At 42.0% G+C, this 16,604-nt stretch carries 17 protein-coding genes and 1 tRNA gene; 3 read left to right on the top strand and 15 right to left on the bottom strand.

The window, feature by feature from the left end; genetic code table 11:
• Nucleotides 1-19: 19 nt before the first annotated feature.
• From AC5590_RS18985 to AC5590_RS18965, 5 genes are all read right to left on the bottom strand, one after another.
• Nucleotides 20-253 carry a hypothetical protein gene (locus tag AC5590_RS18985; RefSeq protein WP_169265045.1) on the bottom strand — a complete coding sequence of 78 codons (234 nt, stop codon included), beginning with the start codon at nt 251-253 and terminating at the stop codon, nt 20-22.
• A 5-nt stretch (nt 254-258) separates the two neighbouring features.
• Nucleotides 259-492 (bottom strand): hypothetical protein, encoded by a 234-nt coding sequence (locus tag AC5590_RS18980; RefSeq protein ID WP_169265044.1) that lies wholly within the window; start codon nt 490-492, stop codon nt 259-261.
• Between the two features lie 82 nt (nt 493-574).
• Entirely contained in the window at nt 575-1,738 is a 1,164-nt protein-coding gene (locus AC5590_RS18975) for a hypothetical protein (RefSeq protein ID WP_169265043.1), read from the bottom strand.
• Nucleotides 1,735-2,694 carry an AAA family ATPase gene (locus AC5590_RS18970; protein ID WP_169265042.1) on the bottom strand — a complete coding sequence of 320 codons (960 nt, stop codon included), beginning with the start codon at nt 2,692-2,694 and terminating at the stop codon, nt 1,735-1,737. The genes AC5590_RS18975 and AC5590_RS18970 overlap by 4 nt, the downstream gene beginning before the upstream one ends.
• Nucleotide 2,695: 1 nt before the next feature.
• Nucleotides 2,696-3,661, bottom strand: a complete 966-nt coding sequence (locus tag AC5590_RS18965; RefSeq protein ID WP_169265041.1) for an effector-associated domain EAD1-containing protein — start codon at nt 3,659-3,661, stop codon at nt 2,696-2,698.
• A gap of 129 nt (nt 3,662-3,790) precedes the next feature.
• Between AC5590_RS18965 and AC5590_RS18960 the strand changes: the two genes are divergently transcribed.
• Both AC5590_RS18960 and AC5590_RS18955 read left to right on the top strand, forming a co-directional pair.
• The gene (locus AC5590_RS18960; RefSeq protein ID WP_169265040.1) at nt 3,791-3,997 is read left to right on the top strand and encodes a hypothetical protein; all 207 of its coding nucleotides are present in this window, start codon (nt 3,791-3,793) and stop codon (nt 3,995-3,997) included.
• Nucleotides 3,998-4,072: 75 nt separating this feature from the next.
• Complete coding sequence (locus tag AC5590_RS18955) at nt 4,073-4,897, top strand: DUF4351 domain-containing protein (RefSeq protein WP_169265039.1); 825 nt, start codon at nt 4,073-4,075, stop codon at nt 4,895-4,897.
• A 218-nt stretch (nt 4,898-5,115) separates the two neighbouring features.
• On the opposite strand, the gene AC5590_RS18950 is transcribed toward AC5590_RS18955, so the two are convergent.
• From AC5590_RS18950 to AC5590_RS18940, 3 genes are all read right to left on the bottom strand, one after another.
• Nucleotides 5,116-5,256: a hypothetical protein gene (locus tag AC5590_RS18950; RefSeq protein WP_169265038.1), complete on the bottom strand. Its 141-nt coding sequence runs from the start codon at nt 5,254-5,256 to the stop codon at nt 5,116-5,118.
• An 11-nt stretch (nt 5,257-5,267) separates the two neighbouring features.
• Entirely contained in the window at nt 5,268-5,912 is a 645-nt protein-coding gene (locus AC5590_RS18945; protein WP_169265037.1) for a Uma2 family endonuclease, read from the bottom strand.
• Nucleotides 5,913-6,126: 214 nt separating this feature from the next.
• The gene (locus AC5590_RS18940; protein WP_169265036.1) at nt 6,127-7,524 is read right to left on the bottom strand and encodes a TldD/PmbA family protein; all 1,398 of its coding nucleotides are present in this window, start codon (nt 7,522-7,524) and stop codon (nt 6,127-6,129) included.
• A 178-nt stretch (nt 7,525-7,702) separates the two neighbouring features.
• Between AC5590_RS18940 and AC5590_RS18935 the strand changes: the two genes are divergently transcribed.
• Nucleotides 7,703-8,059 (top strand): Dethiobiotin synthetase, encoded by a 357-nt coding sequence (locus AC5590_RS18935; protein ID WP_169265035.1) that lies wholly within the window; start codon nt 7,703-7,705, stop codon nt 8,057-8,059.
• 229 nt (nt 8,060-8,288) lie between these two features.
• On the opposite strand, the gene AC5590_RS18930 is transcribed toward AC5590_RS18935, so the two are convergent.
• The 7 genes from AC5590_RS18930 to glyQ all read right to left on the bottom strand — a co-directional run bounded on the left by AC5590_RS18930 (nt 8,289) and on the right by glyQ (nt 16,304).
• Nucleotides 8,289-9,317, bottom strand: a complete 1,029-nt coding sequence (locus AC5590_RS18930) for a 1-acyl-sn-glycerol-3-phosphate acyltransferase (RefSeq protein ID WP_169265034.1) — start codon at nt 9,315-9,317, stop codon at nt 8,289-8,291.
• Between the two features lie 106 nt (nt 9,318-9,423).
• Complete coding sequence (locus tag AC5590_RS18925; protein ID WP_169265033.1) at nt 9,424-10,608, bottom strand: aspartate aminotransferase; 1,185 nt, start codon at nt 10,606-10,608, stop codon at nt 9,424-9,426.
• Between the two features lie 168 nt (nt 10,609-10,776).
• Nucleotides 10,777-11,952 carry an iron-containing alcohol dehydrogenase family protein gene (locus tag AC5590_RS18920; RefSeq protein ID WP_169265032.1) on the bottom strand — a complete coding sequence of 392 codons (1,176 nt, stop codon included), beginning with the start codon at nt 11,950-11,952 and terminating at the stop codon, nt 10,777-10,779.
• Nucleotides 11,953-12,018: 66 nt separating this feature from the next.
• Entirely contained in the window at nt 12,019-12,540 is a 522-nt protein-coding gene (locus tag AC5590_RS18915) for a Ycf51 family protein (RefSeq protein ID WP_169265031.1), read from the bottom strand.
• An 84-nt stretch (nt 12,541-12,624) separates the two neighbouring features.
• Nucleotides 12,625-12,709 (bottom strand) — tRNA-Ser (locus AC5590_RS18910).
• A 51-nt stretch (nt 12,710-12,760) separates the two neighbouring features.
• Complete coding sequence (locus tag AC5590_RS18905; RefSeq protein ID WP_169265030.1) at nt 12,761-15,118, bottom strand: ComEC/Rec2 family competence protein; 2,358 nt, start codon at nt 15,116-15,118, stop codon at nt 12,761-12,763.
• 292 nt (nt 15,119-15,410) lie between these two features.
• The gene (glyQ, locus tag AC5590_RS18900; protein WP_169265029.1) at nt 15,411-16,304 is read right to left on the bottom strand and encodes a glycine--tRNA ligase subunit alpha; all 894 of its coding nucleotides are present in this window, start codon (nt 16,302-16,304) and stop codon (nt 15,411-15,413) included.
• Between the last annotated feature and the right edge of the window lie 300 nt (nt 16,305-16,604).

Below are 16,604 nucleotides of genomic sequence, written 5' to 3'. Positions count from 1 at the left end.
TACAAGTTAAGACATGATGTTAGGCACTGATTGAAAAAATATCTTCAGCCACTTTTGGTAAATCAATAGGCACAAAATAATTTTCTGGATATAGATAATCCTCTTGTGATTCATCAATCACTCGCATCATGTGATGCTCAATAGCTTTACTATCAGGAATGACCTGATATATTTTTCGCACTTCCAAGGATGCGGCGTAATTCTCATTTTTGATGCAGACGACAAATTGTGTTTTGATAGCATTCTCATTCATAATGGTTAATCCAAAATATACTTTATTTTGATTTCTTTTTTACCAATGCCGTGTGCTTCATACCAATGAAGTTCAGCCTCGCAAACAGTGCCATCATTTAAACTGATAGTTGCTATTCCTTTAAGTTTTCTCCATCTACTAGAGCCATAAACTTTTCGCAGGCGCTCTAACTCACGAATCGAATTACCAACTGCAATGATTTCTATGTTGGTAATTTCTCCAATGATTTCAAAATCCAATGATAGCTTCCTATTTGACTTGAGGAGGTGAAAGGTAAAATTTGAAATAATAAAGCTTTCTTAATTTTACTTTATAGAGTACTCATAGAGGTTTTTCTATTATATATTGATGTCCGCGTAGCACATTCACTGCCTGCTGGATGCCCTCCCGATTCAAAGGAAACATCGGTACATGGCGTGCAATCTGGGCGGCGGTGTTATCTTTCCAATATGACTTTGCCAGGGGATTCAGCCAAACATAGTTTAAAGTGTAAGCGCGGAGTGCTTTGATAAAAGAGATGGTATCTAACAGACGCACGACATTATAATATTTACGCACAGCACCAGCATCACTTATCATCACTACGAATGCATCCGGTGCATATTTTTGAAGAACTTCCTCCAATGCAATAGGAGAAAGCAATTCAGAATCTTCGTAGAGATAACCTGTTTTGAGGGGAGTTATCTGGGGCAAAATGGAATCGAGAACTGGAAAGAGTTCTTTACCCAGAGGTTCTAGCACTTGCTCATCCGCACCTTCAGCAGGAACGTTGTGAAAGTAATAAATTGCTGTTTCTTCCAATCTCCCTGCTTGTTGAATTGCTCTGCAAACCTCTTCACAAAAGCGATGGAAAGGAGTCATTGAACCCTGACGATCCACAAGCATGAGTAACCGCGCAACGTTGCGGCGTCTCGGTCTTAACACAACAGAAGTTGCAAATCCCTGTTGACAACGACGCGCAATTGTGAGTTCAACATCCAGTTCTGTTGCTGCTCCCACCCGCACGGGACGGCGTAAGCGCCGCCAAGTTTGAGCGACTTCTCGATAAGTTAATGGAAATTGCGGTACGAAGATAAACCGACGTTCAGAAAGTTGCACATCCTTTAAGAAGATCGGAGGTAAGCCGCTACGAGATTCGGTTACAATCTCGTCATGCTTCTGAGCCTCCGGAACATCTTGATGCTGCTCTTTTTTTGACGAATCTGTCCCATCAGAATTGTTTTGCGCTTGCACAGAAGACAATTGCCAATCTTCGTTTTTTGGTGCAAGTTGGTTAAACAACGCAGTGAGAATTTCCTGTTCTTGGCGCGACTTTGCCCAGAGGGAATTGCATAGATCTCGCAGCGCTTCTTGTGATGACCAACCAAAGCCAGCTTGCAAAGACTGTCGCAGCGTTTCATAGTCATCTGGTGTGAGTGGAAACCCACGACGGCGTAGCTTTTGAAATAACTCCCAGAGAAACGCGGGTAACTTGGGTTGCTTCACTGCTTGCCAAATACCTCCATTGCGCGTTTTTGATCGCTCTCTAGTTTGAGCAACGCTCCCAAATATGGCAATTTGTCAAGTTCCTCTACCGGAGTTTTTACCGCTTCCAAATAACCCACCCAGTCCAGCAGTTCACTTAAACCTGGTCGCTTGCTAAGATCAAGTTTGCGAAGTTCTAACAAAACTTTGATAGCTTTTTTGCTCAATTCTTGGTTAGAAATCTGGTGAGTTGCTAAAACCTGTTGCAAATCCTCCTCTGTTTCGGGAAATTCCACGTAGTGAAAAATGCATCGACGCAGAAACGCAGTTGGTAATGCTTTTTCTTCATTGTGCGTGACAAACACAATTGGACGTAATGCTGGGTTGTCGCCAACAGTGTAAGATATCTCTGGAGCTTCAGTAACGCGAAATTCCAACCGATCCAACTCCCATAACAAATCGTTGGGAAAGTCGAGATCAGCTTTGTCGATTTCATCAATTAGCACCACAGAACGACGCCCATATTGAGCGCGTGCGATCGCTCTTCCCAATGAACCTAAATGAATATAATTGCGAATGTCTCGACTACGCGATCCTTCAGTCCCTAACTGAGCATCATAAAGGCGATTGACAGCATCGTAAGTGTAAAGTAAATCCTGAGCACGACTGGTAGACTTGATATAACTGACTTCCAAAGGTAAGCCCAAGGCATAAGCGACAGCATAGGCTAACCGTGTTTTACCACAACCAGGTTCGCCTTGTAATAGTAAGGGGCGACCAAGGGCGATCGCCAAATTAACTGCTTCAACTAACTTGTCATCAGGTAAGTAGGGTTCCTTATATATTGTTATCGTCTTTTTTGCAGGGTTTTCTTCAGATACTGCGATTTCCAGAGTTTCGATTTCACGAGAGTCCTCCAAGGATTCGTAAGCGATGGTAGAGAAGCTGGTAGAGGTATCAATAGAGCGTTTAGACATCTCAAATCTCAAGTTCTTGTAGAAAAGCTTCTGCTGTATGGTTTTGTTGCAAAAGTTTAATAGCGTGGTCTAAATGCTCATAAACTGACCTAATATTTAAGCATTCACTCTCAAGACATTCATCAATCATATATCGCTTCCACTTATTTCTATCTTCTTCTCTCCATCCCAAATTATCTGTCACCTCAAGAATCCATTCATGAGCATCCGCTTTCGTGAACTGTGGAGGTGTTAGCTGAGTGACACCTTGTGGAAAAAATTTGTATTCACTGCTCACCATAATTATGATGAAGCGGTGTTCAAAAGAATTTTGAGGATCTTGAAATTCAGCCGAAATTTTTTTCCAGAATTCATGACTTGAATTGGGGTCAGAGACAGCAACTCGAATTGGACAAATGACATCGCCTTTTTGTAGAAGTTTTTTGTATCGTTTCATTGTCGTTACTGCTGTGTCTACAGAAGTGCGATAATTATCCAATGTCAAAGGCTGTTTGTTGTCAGTGTGACTTTTACCAATTCTTTCCTTCAGACGTTCGCAGAAGTATATCAAAAAAGGATCTTGGTTATAGGGAACAGCGAGTCCAACAAGTCCTTGTTTGTCTTCTAATATGTTCAAACAGCTTCTAATTAATTCGCCCAAGTCAAATGTGCATGGATTCATCAATCTATAAGATTGTTTTGTTGTAGCTTGCTGTTGTCGCAGTTGTTCACAAAATAACATTAACTGAGAATTCCCAGGCTTTTCACTACATCCCGCAGAAATCAGTTCTCTCAACTTGCCTTCAGATTCAGCCCATGTAATAAGCTTGAATATAACATAAGAATAATTCGCGCCATTAGCAACCGCAATTGTGTTAAGACTTTCATTCAGTTTGAATCTAACTAGCTGTTCTAATTCTCCTTGGTCAGGAAAAGCGCTGAGTAAGGCATCTTGTAACTGTTTTAACTTTTCACCATCTAACTGCATTGTGCCTGAGTCAGGTTAGTGTGTATATACATTCATAAACTAAAACACATCCAAATTGCATATTTTCGGTTATGTACAAGTGTGAATTCTTTGTCTAGCCCTTAAGACTCGGGGCTTCAGTTGAAACCAATGAGCATGTTGTGCCCCTACCTTGTGGTGTATGCTTCCATTTTAGAACTCGAAACTTCCACTTCAGAACTTCAAACTTCCACTCTTCACCCTCAGTCTTGGGTTTTGTTGGGTTGGGCTATCTGCTTACGCAAACGCAGTGGCGATGCTCCTGAAGCAGCCGCCAAGGGCGATCGCTTAACCCAACCAACGATTCTTCTGAACTAGGTTATTTCTATTGAAAAATCTTGTTGATAGCAACTAAGTAATAAAATTATATCAGTGTAAATTAGATTTTAATTTGTGAGCTACGACAACGGTTGTAAAATCTTAGCTGAAAAGTATCCAACCGATTTTGCGCGTTGGTTGCTAGCGGTTGAACCACGAAGCATCGAAGTCTTAAAAACAGAATTGAGCATTGAACCAATTCGCGCTGATTCCTTGACATTTCTGCAAACAGAAAACCCCATTTTACACATTGAATTTCAAACCATAACAAGATCTAAAACACCGATTTCTTTTCGGATGTTGGATTATTCTGTCAGATTGATACGTCAGTATAAAGTCCCTGTAACCCAAGTCGTCATTTTTTTACAACAAACAAATGACGAAATTGCCTTCACCGAAGAATATCGCAGTGAGACGACAACTCATCGCTATCGCGTTTTGCGGATGTGGGAACAAGATTCCGTGCAATTTCTCAATAATCCTGCACTCTTACCGTTAGCACCCTTAACGCAAACAAACTCACCCCAAGGATTATTATCGCAGGTTGCCCAGAGCGTTGCTAGAATTTCGGATAGGGAGACAAGGCAGAATATTGCAGCTTACACAGAAATATTAGCGGGTTTGAAATTTGAGAAAAACTTGATTCGGCAATTTTTGAGCGAGGATATTATGCAAGAGTCAGTTATTTATCAGGATATTTTCCAGAAGGGAGAACAGAAAGGAGAACTTAGATTGTGTCTGTCTTTACTTAATGAACGCTTTGGTGAAATAAATTCGTCAATTCTTGAGCGAGTTCAAGTTTTCAACAAAGAACAGTTAGAAGCTTTAGCTAGAGCGCTTTTTAGAATGTCATCAATCGCTGATTTAGTGACTTGGTTAGACGAGCGGGCAAGCAATTAACTTCTAGATAGTTAAATTATAGGAGGCAGAGCCTCCTTTTAGGCACTCCCACGCAGAGCATGGGAGCGAGACAATCGTGTTTAAATATACTCAAACCTTAGCTCCAATTTTAGTCCATTTTAATGGACTTCGCCTATTAGCCTGGGACTTTCAGTCCTAGGCGGATGAGAACGGAGTGAAATCAAATGTAATTATTTTGACATTTGATTCTTCTGAGGTCACGAAACCTCAGCATTTTTCCAGAAGTCTTCATCAAGCGGTGCAATATCAGAGTAATCGATTTCTTCCTCCGACATTTCAACGAGCTTTCTATGACGTTCCTCAGGGGAGATATCAGCTGAGAAGTTTGTTTTGCTCATAGTACGCCCTTTTATGGATGTATGATAGCAATCTGCTGTTTGACCCAAGCACGAAAAGCGCGTGTTGTTGCCATTTCTCCATTCTTTTTAGTTTCTTGAATAAACCGGGGAATTTCCTTTACTGGTACGGATGCAAAAGTCGGGCTAGTTTCAACTTCTGTGTATTGCCCATCATTAAGTATATAAATTCGCAATGCACTGCCGTTGTACCGCCAGAATTCTGGCACACCAATTGCTGTATAAATTTTTGACTTATCAACTTTGGGTTTGGAGTATTCAACTTCCAACACTAAGTCTGGCGGTGGATCAATTGCTAAATCTATGTTTTCTCTGTTCCTGACTCTAGATTCATTCTGAATATAGTAGCTGCTATCTGGTTCACTTGCTCGTTCTAAATTGTCTCGTATTAAAGTTAGTGAACCAGCACGTTTAAACTCCAAGCCAAACTCTTCACACAACGCAACAACAAAACCTTCGATCACACGGTTGGAGTTTTCGTGCGGCATCAGTGGTGTCATAATTTCTAATATTCCATTGTCGTAAGCAAGTCGGTTTTTTCGCTCCGAACCCATTTCCGCCAGCATAATTTTAAATGTTTGCCAGCTGATATTCGATAGTATTGTCCTAGTTTCTGCTGGTATTGCCGTTGTAACCATAATTCACCTTCCTCATTCCCTGGTTCTGTCAAGGGATGCTTAACTGTGGGCTGCTACCTTAATATAATTATGAAAGGCAGCCTCGTATATGGCACTCCCACGCAGAGCATGGGAGCGAGATAACCTACCCTTGAAATGACTTTTACCCCCCTTTTTAACCAGTAGGGGGGATCTAAATGATCTAATGATTAAAACAATACTTCTGAAACATCCTCTAAGCCGCTTCTCCTCCCACCACCACATCACGTATCCTTAAACTAGGACCACCGCAACCTACAGGCAAACCATTTTGTCCACCTTTACCGCAACCGCCCGACTCATCCCAGTAAAAGTCATCGCCGATCGCCTCAATATCTGCCAAAGTTTGAAAAACGTTCCCTGAAAGCGTCACATCTTTAACAGGTTCAGCAATCTTCCCGTTTCTAATCATCCACGCTTCCCCAGCGCTGAAGGTGAACATTTCTCCATTCGTCATTCCACCCAACCAGTTACGGGCATAAACTCCTTCTTTTATACCATTGAATAAGTCCAAAACCGGTGTTTTTCCCGGTTTTATCCAGGTATTCGTCATCCGTACAATCGGAGGGTAGTGATAACTAAGACACCGTGCATTCCCTGTTGGCGCTTCGTCCAATTTGCCAGCCGTTTCGCGCGAATGCAAACGTCCTGTCAAAATTCCATCTTCTATAAGTTGAGTTGTGGTTGCAGGTGTGCCTTCATCGTCGTAAAAATAGCTACCTCGATGTCCTTGGGGCGCTGCACCATCAAAAATCTGTAGTTCTTGTGGTCCAAATCGCCGCCCAATCGTCATCACTTCCAACAAATCTGGGTTTTCGTACGCCATATCTGCTTCGGAAAGATGCCCAAAGGCTTCGTGAACAAATAACCCGGAAAGAATCGGATCTATCACCACAGTATAAGTATTACCTTTCACCGATGGCAGATATAAAGCTGCAACTGCCCTTTGTGCAGCTTCTTTGACTTGTTCATCCAAAGCCGTCAAATCTTCAAAAGCTTTGCGCGAACCTGTGGTTTCTCTTCCAGTTTGCACAGTTTCGCCGTTTCTGGCTGTGGCGGCGAAGCGCATTTCCATATCTACCCAAGATTGCTCAATCAAAGTTCCTTCACTGGTGGCGAGGATAACTCTTTGGGCACTGTCTCCATAACGAACAGAAGTGGTGGTAATCCGGCTGTCAACGCTTTTGAGTAATTCGGTGTAGCGATCGCACAATTCTTTTTTCTTTTTCAACGAGATTTGCCGGGGGTCGCTTCCAGTTAGTGGCATGTCGCACACTGCTTGCACAATGTCAATGGGAGCTAAAATAGTTTCTTCTTCACCAACAATTTTGGCAGCGGTGATGGCTTCTTCAATGCGATCGCTAATTGTCGACAGTTGGTTAAAGCTGCTAAACCCCCATCCACCTTTGTGACAGGCGCGAATCTGTCCGCCAATGGAAATACCTTCACTAAGGGTTTCTACTTTGTCGCCACGTAAGAAAATATCCGTTCCTTCAGCTTCTTCAAGACGAATCATCAAATAATCTACACGGGATGAGTAGCGCTTGAGTAAGTCAGAGAGTAAGTTTTGAGCGTCAGCAAGTAAAGTCGGCATTTGTCGGACAAGAACAATCAGGAACTGCCTTCATTGTGCAATTATGCCAGTATTACTTGCCACTGAATCAGGGAATTCTTTTTATATGACACGTTTGTAGAGCTATCAAGGTAAAATGTTAATCCACGAGTCAAATGTTGCAATGGGTAGGCAAAGGTGTAATGGATGCCCCTCGAACATGAATTACCAAACCGCTTGCAAATTTTTGATTGACCAAACACTTTATAACGAGGAAAGCCCTGATGCCTTGTTGATACGTCTACAGCGGGGACAATCACCAATACCAGGTCAGATTACCTCGATTTTGTTGGCATTGAAAGTGGTGTTTGAAGCTGTAAAAGATACTGCTGTTGTAGACAAAAAATTAGCTTACGCCTTGTATCTATTGAGCATAAAGACTCAACAACTTTTTGCTGCAGGGCGCAAGGCGGGCGTTCAATGGTCGCCTTTACTACTGCAAGATTTGCTGAGAATCGCGACTGCAACTGAGTCTATCTTTTCTGGTGAGTGGCAAAATTTACATTCAGACTTATGATCTGTCATACCCAAAACGTAAAGGAGAAATGTGAACACGCTCAGCAACTTGAAATATACAGCAGAATAGAGGCGTCAGGAGTCAGAGCTTGGACAAAGCTCACTTACCAAAGTAAAAAGTGCTGATAAGTCCAGCTTTTAGCTCTGTGTGTTGTACTTCATTTACTTGCAATGTGCTGTAAGTGAGCGCACAGCCCAATGTTTTGGGCTTAAGCGAACTGTATTGCACGTTACCCCTGACTTAACAACTGGTTAATTTGATTTTGTAACTTTTCTCGTAACTGTTGTGCTTGACGATAAATTTCTGTTCTTTTCGTCTTTTCACCATTTAACTCAGTTGTACACAAAGGTTGAATAAAGTAACGCAGGCGAGTTCTCATCGCCCAGACTCCCATTGATGGAAACAGAATAAATAATGGCATCAGAGGTGATATTGGCAAAAATGGTAAATTAAATAACCTCTGCAATGTTTTTATATTTAAAGTCCAAGGATGTAAATTCTCACTACCAATGCAAATAACAGGTAAGATCGGAATTTGATAACGTTGGCTTAATTGAATGAAACTCAAATCAAACCTTTCTAATTGATAGCGTTGTACCCAACCTTTTCTAGGTCCGCGTAAACCTTCTGGTGCATACAAAAGAATTTTACGTTCTTGCATTACACTCTTAAAATCATTTAATTCTGCTCTCACACCACCCAAAACTTTTGACCATCCAGGTGGTAACCACCAAGTGATCCAAAGATGATCAAATAAAGAAACTCCAGCTAACGGTTGCACCAACCATTCTTGTGTTTTACTTAACAAGTAACCTAACGTTAAAAAGTCCCATGGGAAACACATTCCTGCATGATTTATTGCCACAATCATTGGACCTGTTTGTGGCAAATTCTCAATTTTGTGTAACTCACCTCGAAAATAATATTTAACAATAGGAGCAATTATTTCGTCTCGAAAAGCTTTTTGATAATTTGGATCAAATTCACCTATTTCCCGACGAGGTGAACGACAGCCAAGTCGCAACCAACGAATCAAAAGTGCCAAGTAAAATCCGCAGGGAATCAAAAATAACCCGTATTCTAACCAATTCCAACCATCTGGATCTTTGTGATAATGCTGCCAGTGTCGGTTGAATAAAATCAGCCAGCCAGGAGGATACCAAAGACAAAACCAATCAAACCAGCTAAATTTATAACCCTCAACTGATGTTTTTTTTAGTTGAAGGTTTAACAGGTTATCAGAGTGTTGATTAATCACAATAGCTGAGTAGCTTCCCAAAGAATTGGATTAATCGGTAATTATAGCTTTAGAACTTTTAGTTGCCATCTTACTCTGGACTGATAGAGTTTGGATGATTAGTCTGTTATTGGAAGCGGATATTAGCTTGCTTTAAACGGTGCAAAGCTTCACCCAAGCGATCGCACTCCGCAATTAAGCTAATTCGTACATACCCTTCACCCCCAACCCCGAAAGCATTACCTGGAGTAAACACAACACCAGTTTGCTGTAGGACTTTGAGAGCAAATTCTGTAGAACTCACGCCAACAGGACAAGGAATCCACAAATACATCGTCGCTTTGGTTTTACTCAGATTCCAGCCTAACTCGGTTAAGCCTTGAATGACAAAATCACGGCGAGTACGGTAACGTTCTTGTACCTCATGTAAATAATCATCGCTCAGCTGCAATGCGGTTTCGGCTGCGGTTTGCAATGCTGCAAAAATGCCATAATCCAAATTCGTTTTTAGTGTCCGCAAACCTTGAATGATATGGCGGTTACCAACTACAAAACCGACGCGCCAACCTGCCATATTGTAGGTTTTGGAAAGAGTATGAAATTCAAGGCCAATGTCTTTCGCCCCAGGAATTTCTAACAAACTCGTTGGTTGATAGCCATCAAAAGCTAACTCAGCGTAACACAAGTCATGTACGAGCAGAATCTCATATTTACGCGCGAAAGCAACAATTTCTTCAAAAAATTCACGGGGTGCAGTCGCAGCTGTCGGATTACTGGGATAATTAAAATAGAGAATCTTTGCTTGTTCGGCAACAGCATCAGGAATTGCAGCCAAATCAATCAGCCAGTCATTTTCGGGTTTGAGAATTAAGCTGTGAACTTTGCCTCCAGCAATAATTGGACCACGAAAATGGACAGGATAGGCAGGAGAAGGTACTAAAATCAAGTCACCAGGATTAATATAGGCTATGGCAAGATGAGCCAATCCTTCTTTAGAACCAAGAAGCGGTAATGCTTCACTATCTGGGTCTAAATCGACTCCATAACGACGACGATACCAGTTCGTGATAGCTTGGCGAAAATTAGCTGTACCTTCAAAAGGAGGGTAGCCATGATTTGCTGGATTTTGCAAAGCTTTGATCGCCGCTTCTATAACGGGTTGCGGTGTTGCACCATCTGGGTTTCCCATGCCCAAATCAATCAAATCTAGCCCTTGCTCTCGTGCTTTCGCTTTGAGTTCATCTAGACGAGCAAACACGTAGGGTGGTAATTTCTGTATCCGTTCCGCTGGAGCAATCCAATCTGATCTCATCGAAGGAATTATGGTTTACAAATAATAAATTATAAAAGCTGAAAAACAAAGAGTCATAACTCGTCATTTATCTTTTGCATTCTGGATTTTATGCCATTCAGCAGTTATCAGTTATCAGTTCTCAGTTCTCAGTTTCTGTTCAGTGTTTACTGTTCACTGATTTGATCATTACTCATCCTTATTCATAGTTGACGTTAAACCCGTATGGGTTCGTCCTTCCACTGGTGCAGTGGTGGAAACCATAGCCGCCATCAACTGTTCTAGTGCAACTTTAAATGGAAGTCGGTGAATGTCAGAATGAGTTTCTAAGGCAATTTCAGCGGCTTTTTGTAATTCATTTAAGGTAATATTGCCTAATCCTAAATCACTCAATTTTTGGGGTAATCCGATCTCTGCATAAAACTTTAATAATTGTTGTCGTGCAGCTGCTGCGAGCTGATTGCCCTGTATTATTTCTTCTAAACGCAGTTGCACCAAAATACCATAGGCGACTTTTTCACCATGAATGCTGCCACTTTCACAAATGTGAGTTAACCCATTGTGTACAGCATGAGCTGCAACGGTACGACACTGTGCGCCTCCTAATCCTCCGATGACTCCTGCAAGGAGAACTGTTGCATCTACAACTTGTTGCCAAGCTTCGCTACCAGGTTCTTTAAGAGCTATACTAGATTTTTGGAAAAGGATATCCCGTAAAACTCGCGCCTGTTGTACTGCAGCGATAATTAGGGTTTGTTCCGAGTGTCCGCTACTGACTGAAGCTTCGTACCACTTAGCGATCGCATCCCCAATTCCCGCTACAAGTGTTCGTTGTGGTGCTGTTTTCACTAACTCGTAATCGAGTATCAGTAAATCAGGACACTTTGCCAATCCGACATCATAGAGAAATGCCCCTTCATCAGAATAGACATTCGAGAGGGCTGTCCAAGCCGCACACGTAGAGGCTGAAGTGGGAATTGTGACTACTGGTAACTCCAACTTGTAAGCAACTAACTTAGCTGTATCCAGTGCTTTACCGCCACCAACTCCAATTATCACATCCGCTTTGTGCTCTTTTGCCGCTTTGTGTAAAGTTTTCAAGCTGGCTTCACTACAATCGGGACTATAACAGGCTTGGGCAACATGCAACCGTTGCTGTTTGAGAAGTTCTTGTAGACTTTCCTGGGTGACAGCAAGAGTACGTTCACCTCCTATAATTAGAGGACGACTTCCCAACTGAGAAATTGCATCACTTGCCTGTGTCAATATATCCGAGCCACGGATAACCCTTGCTGGAGCTACAGAAAGAGTGAGTAACGGACTAGAGGTTTGAGTAGACAAAGTTTTAGTCGATTGATGATACATACAACTAATTAATAAGTTAACACTACCACTTTTCTATGTGTTGGAGAACCTCTTCACCCTCACTTTTCAAGATGTCGTTTGTGGTAATTGAGCAAATTTCTCCCGGTAAATCTCGATAGTCATTTGAGAATCTTCACGACTAGCAAGCGATCGCTTCACTTTACCTAGGTAAAGTGGCACAGAAATTTCTGGTTCTGGGTGGATAATGGTGCGTGCTCGAATTGTCAACTTATTGTCTGTTAGTGCACCCAAACGACCATAAGAATACAAATCACTAGCCGCTTGACGCAAGGTTGCTTCTAATTGTGTGGTGGTAATTTGTTTTGGGATGGCTATAACTGTTTGAGATCCTCCGTTGTCATAAACCAGATTATACCGTACAGCACCTGGAATCACAGTGCGAGACAAAGGAGCCAATGATAAAGCAAATAGACCACCTGTCAGTACTACCATAAAGCCAGTTGAACCAACAAGCCGAAAGCGAATGCCCCATTTGAAAACAAAACTCGCAATCGCCAAGGCAGCAAATACTAATGTTGCAATACCTGACCACTGGGTGTATTTGAGAAATTCAGCAGGTGTGAGCATAAAGGTTAGCTACTAGGCGTGTTTTCTTTTTTCGTTTTTGCTACACCTATTTTAGTCAGTTGTGTCCACATTATTACTATTAAACGGAGAAGGGGGGATTCGAACCCCCGTTAGGTTGCCCTAAAACGCATTTCGAGTGCGCCGCATTCAACCACTCTGCCACCTCTCCAGAGGCATAACAAGCCTATTATAAGGAGTTTATCATGGATGTGCGAATTTTTTACAAAATAGATGTTTTGTTTTCACCTGCTGGGATAAAAGTCTCAAACTGTCCGTTGGGTGTCCACTGGATAGCGCCATCTTTACTTGTAAAGAATAATTTTGTCTGAGTTTTGCTCAATTCAGATAGTGTTTTTTGGTCAACATTGGTGGTGGTTGCGATCGCCACCTGCGGTTGCAGGACAGGAATTAATTCTTTTAAAGATTCACCAGGACACCATAAGACTTGCGGACGCACTACACGTCCACTATTCAGAAGTTCAAGCACTTGAGTTGTTTTGGTCTGACCCACCAACAGCCAATTTTGCCCGAAAATTTGCAACTGTAAGATGGGCAATTGGTTGTTGGTTAATTGCGCGACTACCGAACCAGTAGTGATAGTTTGACCAACTGACAAAGGTTGGTAAATTCCTTTACTGTTTTGCACTTCCTTTTTAATGACTTGATTGGTTGTGTCATTGTCAGACGTGGGAGAATAGTCATAGAAAGTTCCAATTGGCAAACGTTGCAATACCTCCAACCAAGCATTATTGCCATTGTGTTGAAAATCAGAAGCGATCGCCCAATCTACTTTATTCACAGCTTGCTGTTGTAAAAACGGCAGTATAGTGAAGCGTCCCGTACCTTCATCTCCACTATTTATCAGTGTGACCTTTCCTTTGTCTTGAATCACTAAAACTGGTTCCTCGCCTGCTGCCAACACTGTTACCCGAAACAGGGTGTTTGCAGAATGCCAAACAGGAACAACAACCAAACCCAATGCAATTATGGCAGAAAACCACCACCGCTGTTGCCACCAACGCACCACCCATGCCAGGATAATCAATATATACATTGCTAGCATTTGACCAAGGGATATGCTACCTACAGCAACTGTACTTCCTGGTAAGCTCCCAAAAAACTCCACCAAGTTAAGCAACCAGTGGGTTGGATGATATAACAAATTAGCCAAGCTGCTTCCAAGCTCTGGTGAAATTAAGCTGACTAGAGCGCTTATCATTCCACCGATACTGATGATAGAAATAAATGGTGTGGAGATAATGTTGGCTGGTAGAGTGTAAATCGCTACTACATTAAAGACGTACAATAAAAGAGGTAATGTCCAAATTGCAGCGGCTAGTGGAACTGCAATTGAAGATGTGATCATAAGTGGCAACCAATCAAAACGTTTTGTGATTGGGGATCCTGTCACAATTAACCCCAGTGTTGCCAGAAAACTGAGTTGAAATCCCAAATCCCAAATCCACAGAGGATTAAAGAGCAATAATAAAACTGCTGCAACCAATAATGAACCTAATTGTTTGACTGTGCGCCTTAATCCTATTCCAATAAGCGCGGCAAAGCCCATAATTACGGCTCGAAGTACCGATGCTTGTAAACCTGTTAAAGTTAAGAAAAGAAGCAGAGCTATGCTCCCGAGTATAATTTGGGTTCCCTTTTTGGCTTTTGATGTCAATCCTAGAATGACACCTAAAATTAACGATGTTTGAAACCCTGAGGCGGCTAAAGCATGAGCAAGTCCCACCTGCACAAAACGGTCTTGGGTTTCGTAAGGTAAATCAACGACTTTGCTACCCAAAACCATTGCACTTACAAGTGGACCTTCTGGAACACCTAACGAACGAACTTGCGATCGCACAATTCGTTCTCGAATTTTCCACCATCCCCAACTTTTTCCTTCATCCAGAATATTGACTTGCCGTCCACTCAAACCAGCAAACGCACCTTCTTGCTGGAGAAATTTTTGAAAATCAAAACCACCGGGATTTAATGGTGGTTTTGGTTTGTACAAAACCCCAGTCACAGCAATTTGTTGACTGGGATGCAACCCAGTCGTTTGAAGTAAAGGCATAGTCACATATAACTTTCCTGTCACTCCTTTACTTGTACCAGCTGGGCCATTCTCATTTTTAACCTCATTAAGCTCAGTTGCTTGTAACCACAACTGTCCACGCTGACTCCGAGTCATGCGGGGTTTAGTAAGCACCTTACCCCGAACAATAAAAAGTTGTTCTTGATTATTGGCATTTTCTAACGGGAGGAATTTACTGATATCGTTGGCTTCTGGTATCGGAACTCGCGATTGAAAATAGAAACTAGCGAATAATCCTACTACGCCAGCAATAAGCCACACTCTAGGGTGAGGAGTGGTTTGCGATAATTGTGGCGCTGTCTTAGTCTTTGCTTGGGAATTATCCTTTTTTGGCAGATGTTTCCGTATGTTTTGGCGTTGTCTTCCAAAAAAGATAGCTCCCACTATGCCCAAAGCGAATACCCAAAAGCCACCCCACGGAATTGCTGTAAACAGTAATCCTAGAATGTAGCCAAGACAGATTATGACACCACTTACCTTATTCATCAGAGTTTTTGGACAAACACCTGGCAGATACAATTTGTAGCTATGTAGACTAGAAGCCAAAAAGTTTTCTACGCAAGAAAACTACTATGTTAAGCCTGCGTAGATAAACTTTCTTTGTATAGCCCCAGACTTCCAGTCTGCAAGTGCATCACAATTTTGGCAATAGGTTTACCAAAAACTCATACCAGCAGTGCATCTAGTCTGAAATGTTGGGTTTTTCTAGATTTTTCACAAAAGAAGCACGGGACAACCTTTATCCGTGAGTTAGGTTTTAAGGTTTTCTTTGAGGTCATTAGTGAGCATGCACTATACTTGCTGACTTATTCAAAAGCGGAAAACCCAGCTTTTCTCGCTGTTCCACATATAATTGTGCGACCTTCCGCGCTAAAACTCGAATTCTTGCAATGTAGCGAACTCGCTCTGTCACAGAAATAACTCCTCTGGCATCTAATAAATTGAAAGTGTGTGAACATTTCAAAACATAATCCAACGTAGGTAAGACAAGTCCACGTTCGGTTAATTGCTGCGCTTCCTGCTCGTACAGATTAAATAATGTAAGCAGCATTTCCGGATTTGAGGCTTCAAAGTTGTAAACACACTGCTCAATTTCTCCTTGCAGGTGAACATCTCCATATGTGATGTTGTCCGTCCATTGAATATTGGTGATTGCTTCTACTCCTTGAAGATACATCGTCAATCTTTCCAAGCCATAAGTCATTTCAATAGACACTGGACGGCAATCAATGCCTCCGCATTGCTGGAAGTATGTAAATTGAGTGATTTCCATTCCATCTAACCAAACTTCCCAGCCAGTTCCCCAAGCTCCTACCGTTGCATCTTCCCAATTATCTTCTACAAACCGAATATCGTGGTCTTCAGGACGAATTCCCAAAGCTCTTAAGGAATCAAGATAAATTTCTTGAATATTATTTGGCGAAGGCTTAATCAGAACTTGGTACTGGTAATAGTGTTGGAAGCGATTAGGGTTTTCGCCGTAACGTCCATCAGTAGGACGGCGACAAGGTTCAACATAAGCGACAGCCCACGGTTCTGGTCCCAAAGCTCTTAAAAAAGTGTGAGGGTTTTTAGTGCCTGCTCCCTTTTCAATGTCGTAGGGTTGGGCAATTAGGCAACCGCGATCGCTCCAGAACTTATGCAATATAGCTATAACTGACTGAAAATTCACAACGACTTTTCCTTAATAGAGTGAAAGTGCATCTCCCATTTTTGCCTAAACCCGTCACAGTGAGGAGTTTTGAGCACTCTCAAAAAAAATCTCAAAAAAGTTTCAGAAAATAGTTGACAGCCAGGATTGGGTTCGCTATATTGAATAAGTGCCTGAAGCGCGGACACAAAAACAAGTCACCGCCGAGGGCGACGAACCTTGAAAATCCTATAGTTTGAAAGCTAGTATACACAAAAAGCCTTGCGATAGTAAACAATAAACCGAGGCTGACGGTAAAATCAGCTAAAAGAGCAAGTAGAT

Origin of the sequence: Brasilonema octagenarum UFV-OR1 (genome assembly GCF_963888615.1) — a bacterium.
Lineage (GTDB): Bacteria > Cyanobacteriota > Cyanobacteriia > Cyanobacteriales > Nostocaceae > Brasilonema > Brasilonema sennae.
The sequence above is the reverse complement of the archived record's forward strand: the minus strand, read 5'-3'. Positions and strand labels throughout refer to the sequence as shown.

What these genes read in the sequence shown, in the direction of transcription:
- AC5590_RS18945 (WP_169265037.1), bottom strand. Translation starts at nt 5,912, where the DNA reads ATGGTTACAACGGCAATACCAGCAGAAACTAGGACAATACTATCGAAT.
- AC5590_RS18950 (WP_169265038.1), bottom strand. Translation starts at nt 5,256, where the DNA reads ATGAGCAAAACAAACTTCTCAGCTGATATCTCCCCTGAGGAACGTCAT.
- AC5590_RS18985 (WP_169265045.1), bottom strand. Translation starts at nt 253, where the DNA reads ATGAATGAGAATGCTATCAAAACACAATTTGTCGTCTGCATCAAAAAT.
- AC5590_RS18940 (WP_169265036.1), bottom strand. Translation starts at nt 7,524, where the DNA reads ATGCCGACTTTACTTGCTGACGCTCAAAACTTACTCTCTGACTTACTC.
- AC5590_RS18935 (WP_169265035.1), top strand. Translation starts at nt 7,703, where the DNA reads ATGAATTACCAAACCGCTTGCAAATTTTTGATTGACCAAACACTTTAT.
- AC5590_RS18925 (WP_169265033.1), bottom strand. Translation starts at nt 10,608, where the DNA reads ATGAGATCAGATTGGATTGCTCCAGCGGAACGGATACAGAAATTACCA.
- AC5590_RS18905 (WP_169265030.1), bottom strand. Translation starts at nt 15,118, where the DNA reads ATGAATAAGGTAAGTGGTGTCATAATCTGTCTTGGCTACATTCTAGGA.
- AC5590_RS18920 (WP_169265032.1), bottom strand. Translation starts at nt 11,952, where the DNA reads ATGTATCATCAATCGACTAAAACTTTGTCTACTCAAACCTCTAGTCCG.
- AC5590_RS18960 (WP_169265040.1), top strand. Translation starts at nt 3,791, where the DNA reads ATGAGCATGTTGTGCCCCTACCTTGTGGTGTATGCTTCCATTTTAGAA.
- AC5590_RS18915 (WP_169265031.1), bottom strand. Translation starts at nt 12,540, where the DNA reads ATGCTCACACCTGCTGAATTTCTCAAATACACCCAGTGGTCAGGTATT.
- AC5590_RS18965 (WP_169265041.1), bottom strand. Translation starts at nt 3,661, where the DNA reads ATGCAGTTAGATGGTGAAAAGTTAAAACAGTTACAAGATGCCTTACTC.
- AC5590_RS18970 (WP_169265042.1), bottom strand. Translation starts at nt 2,694, where the DNA reads ATGTCTAAACGCTCTATTGATACCTCTACCAGCTTCTCTACCATCGCT.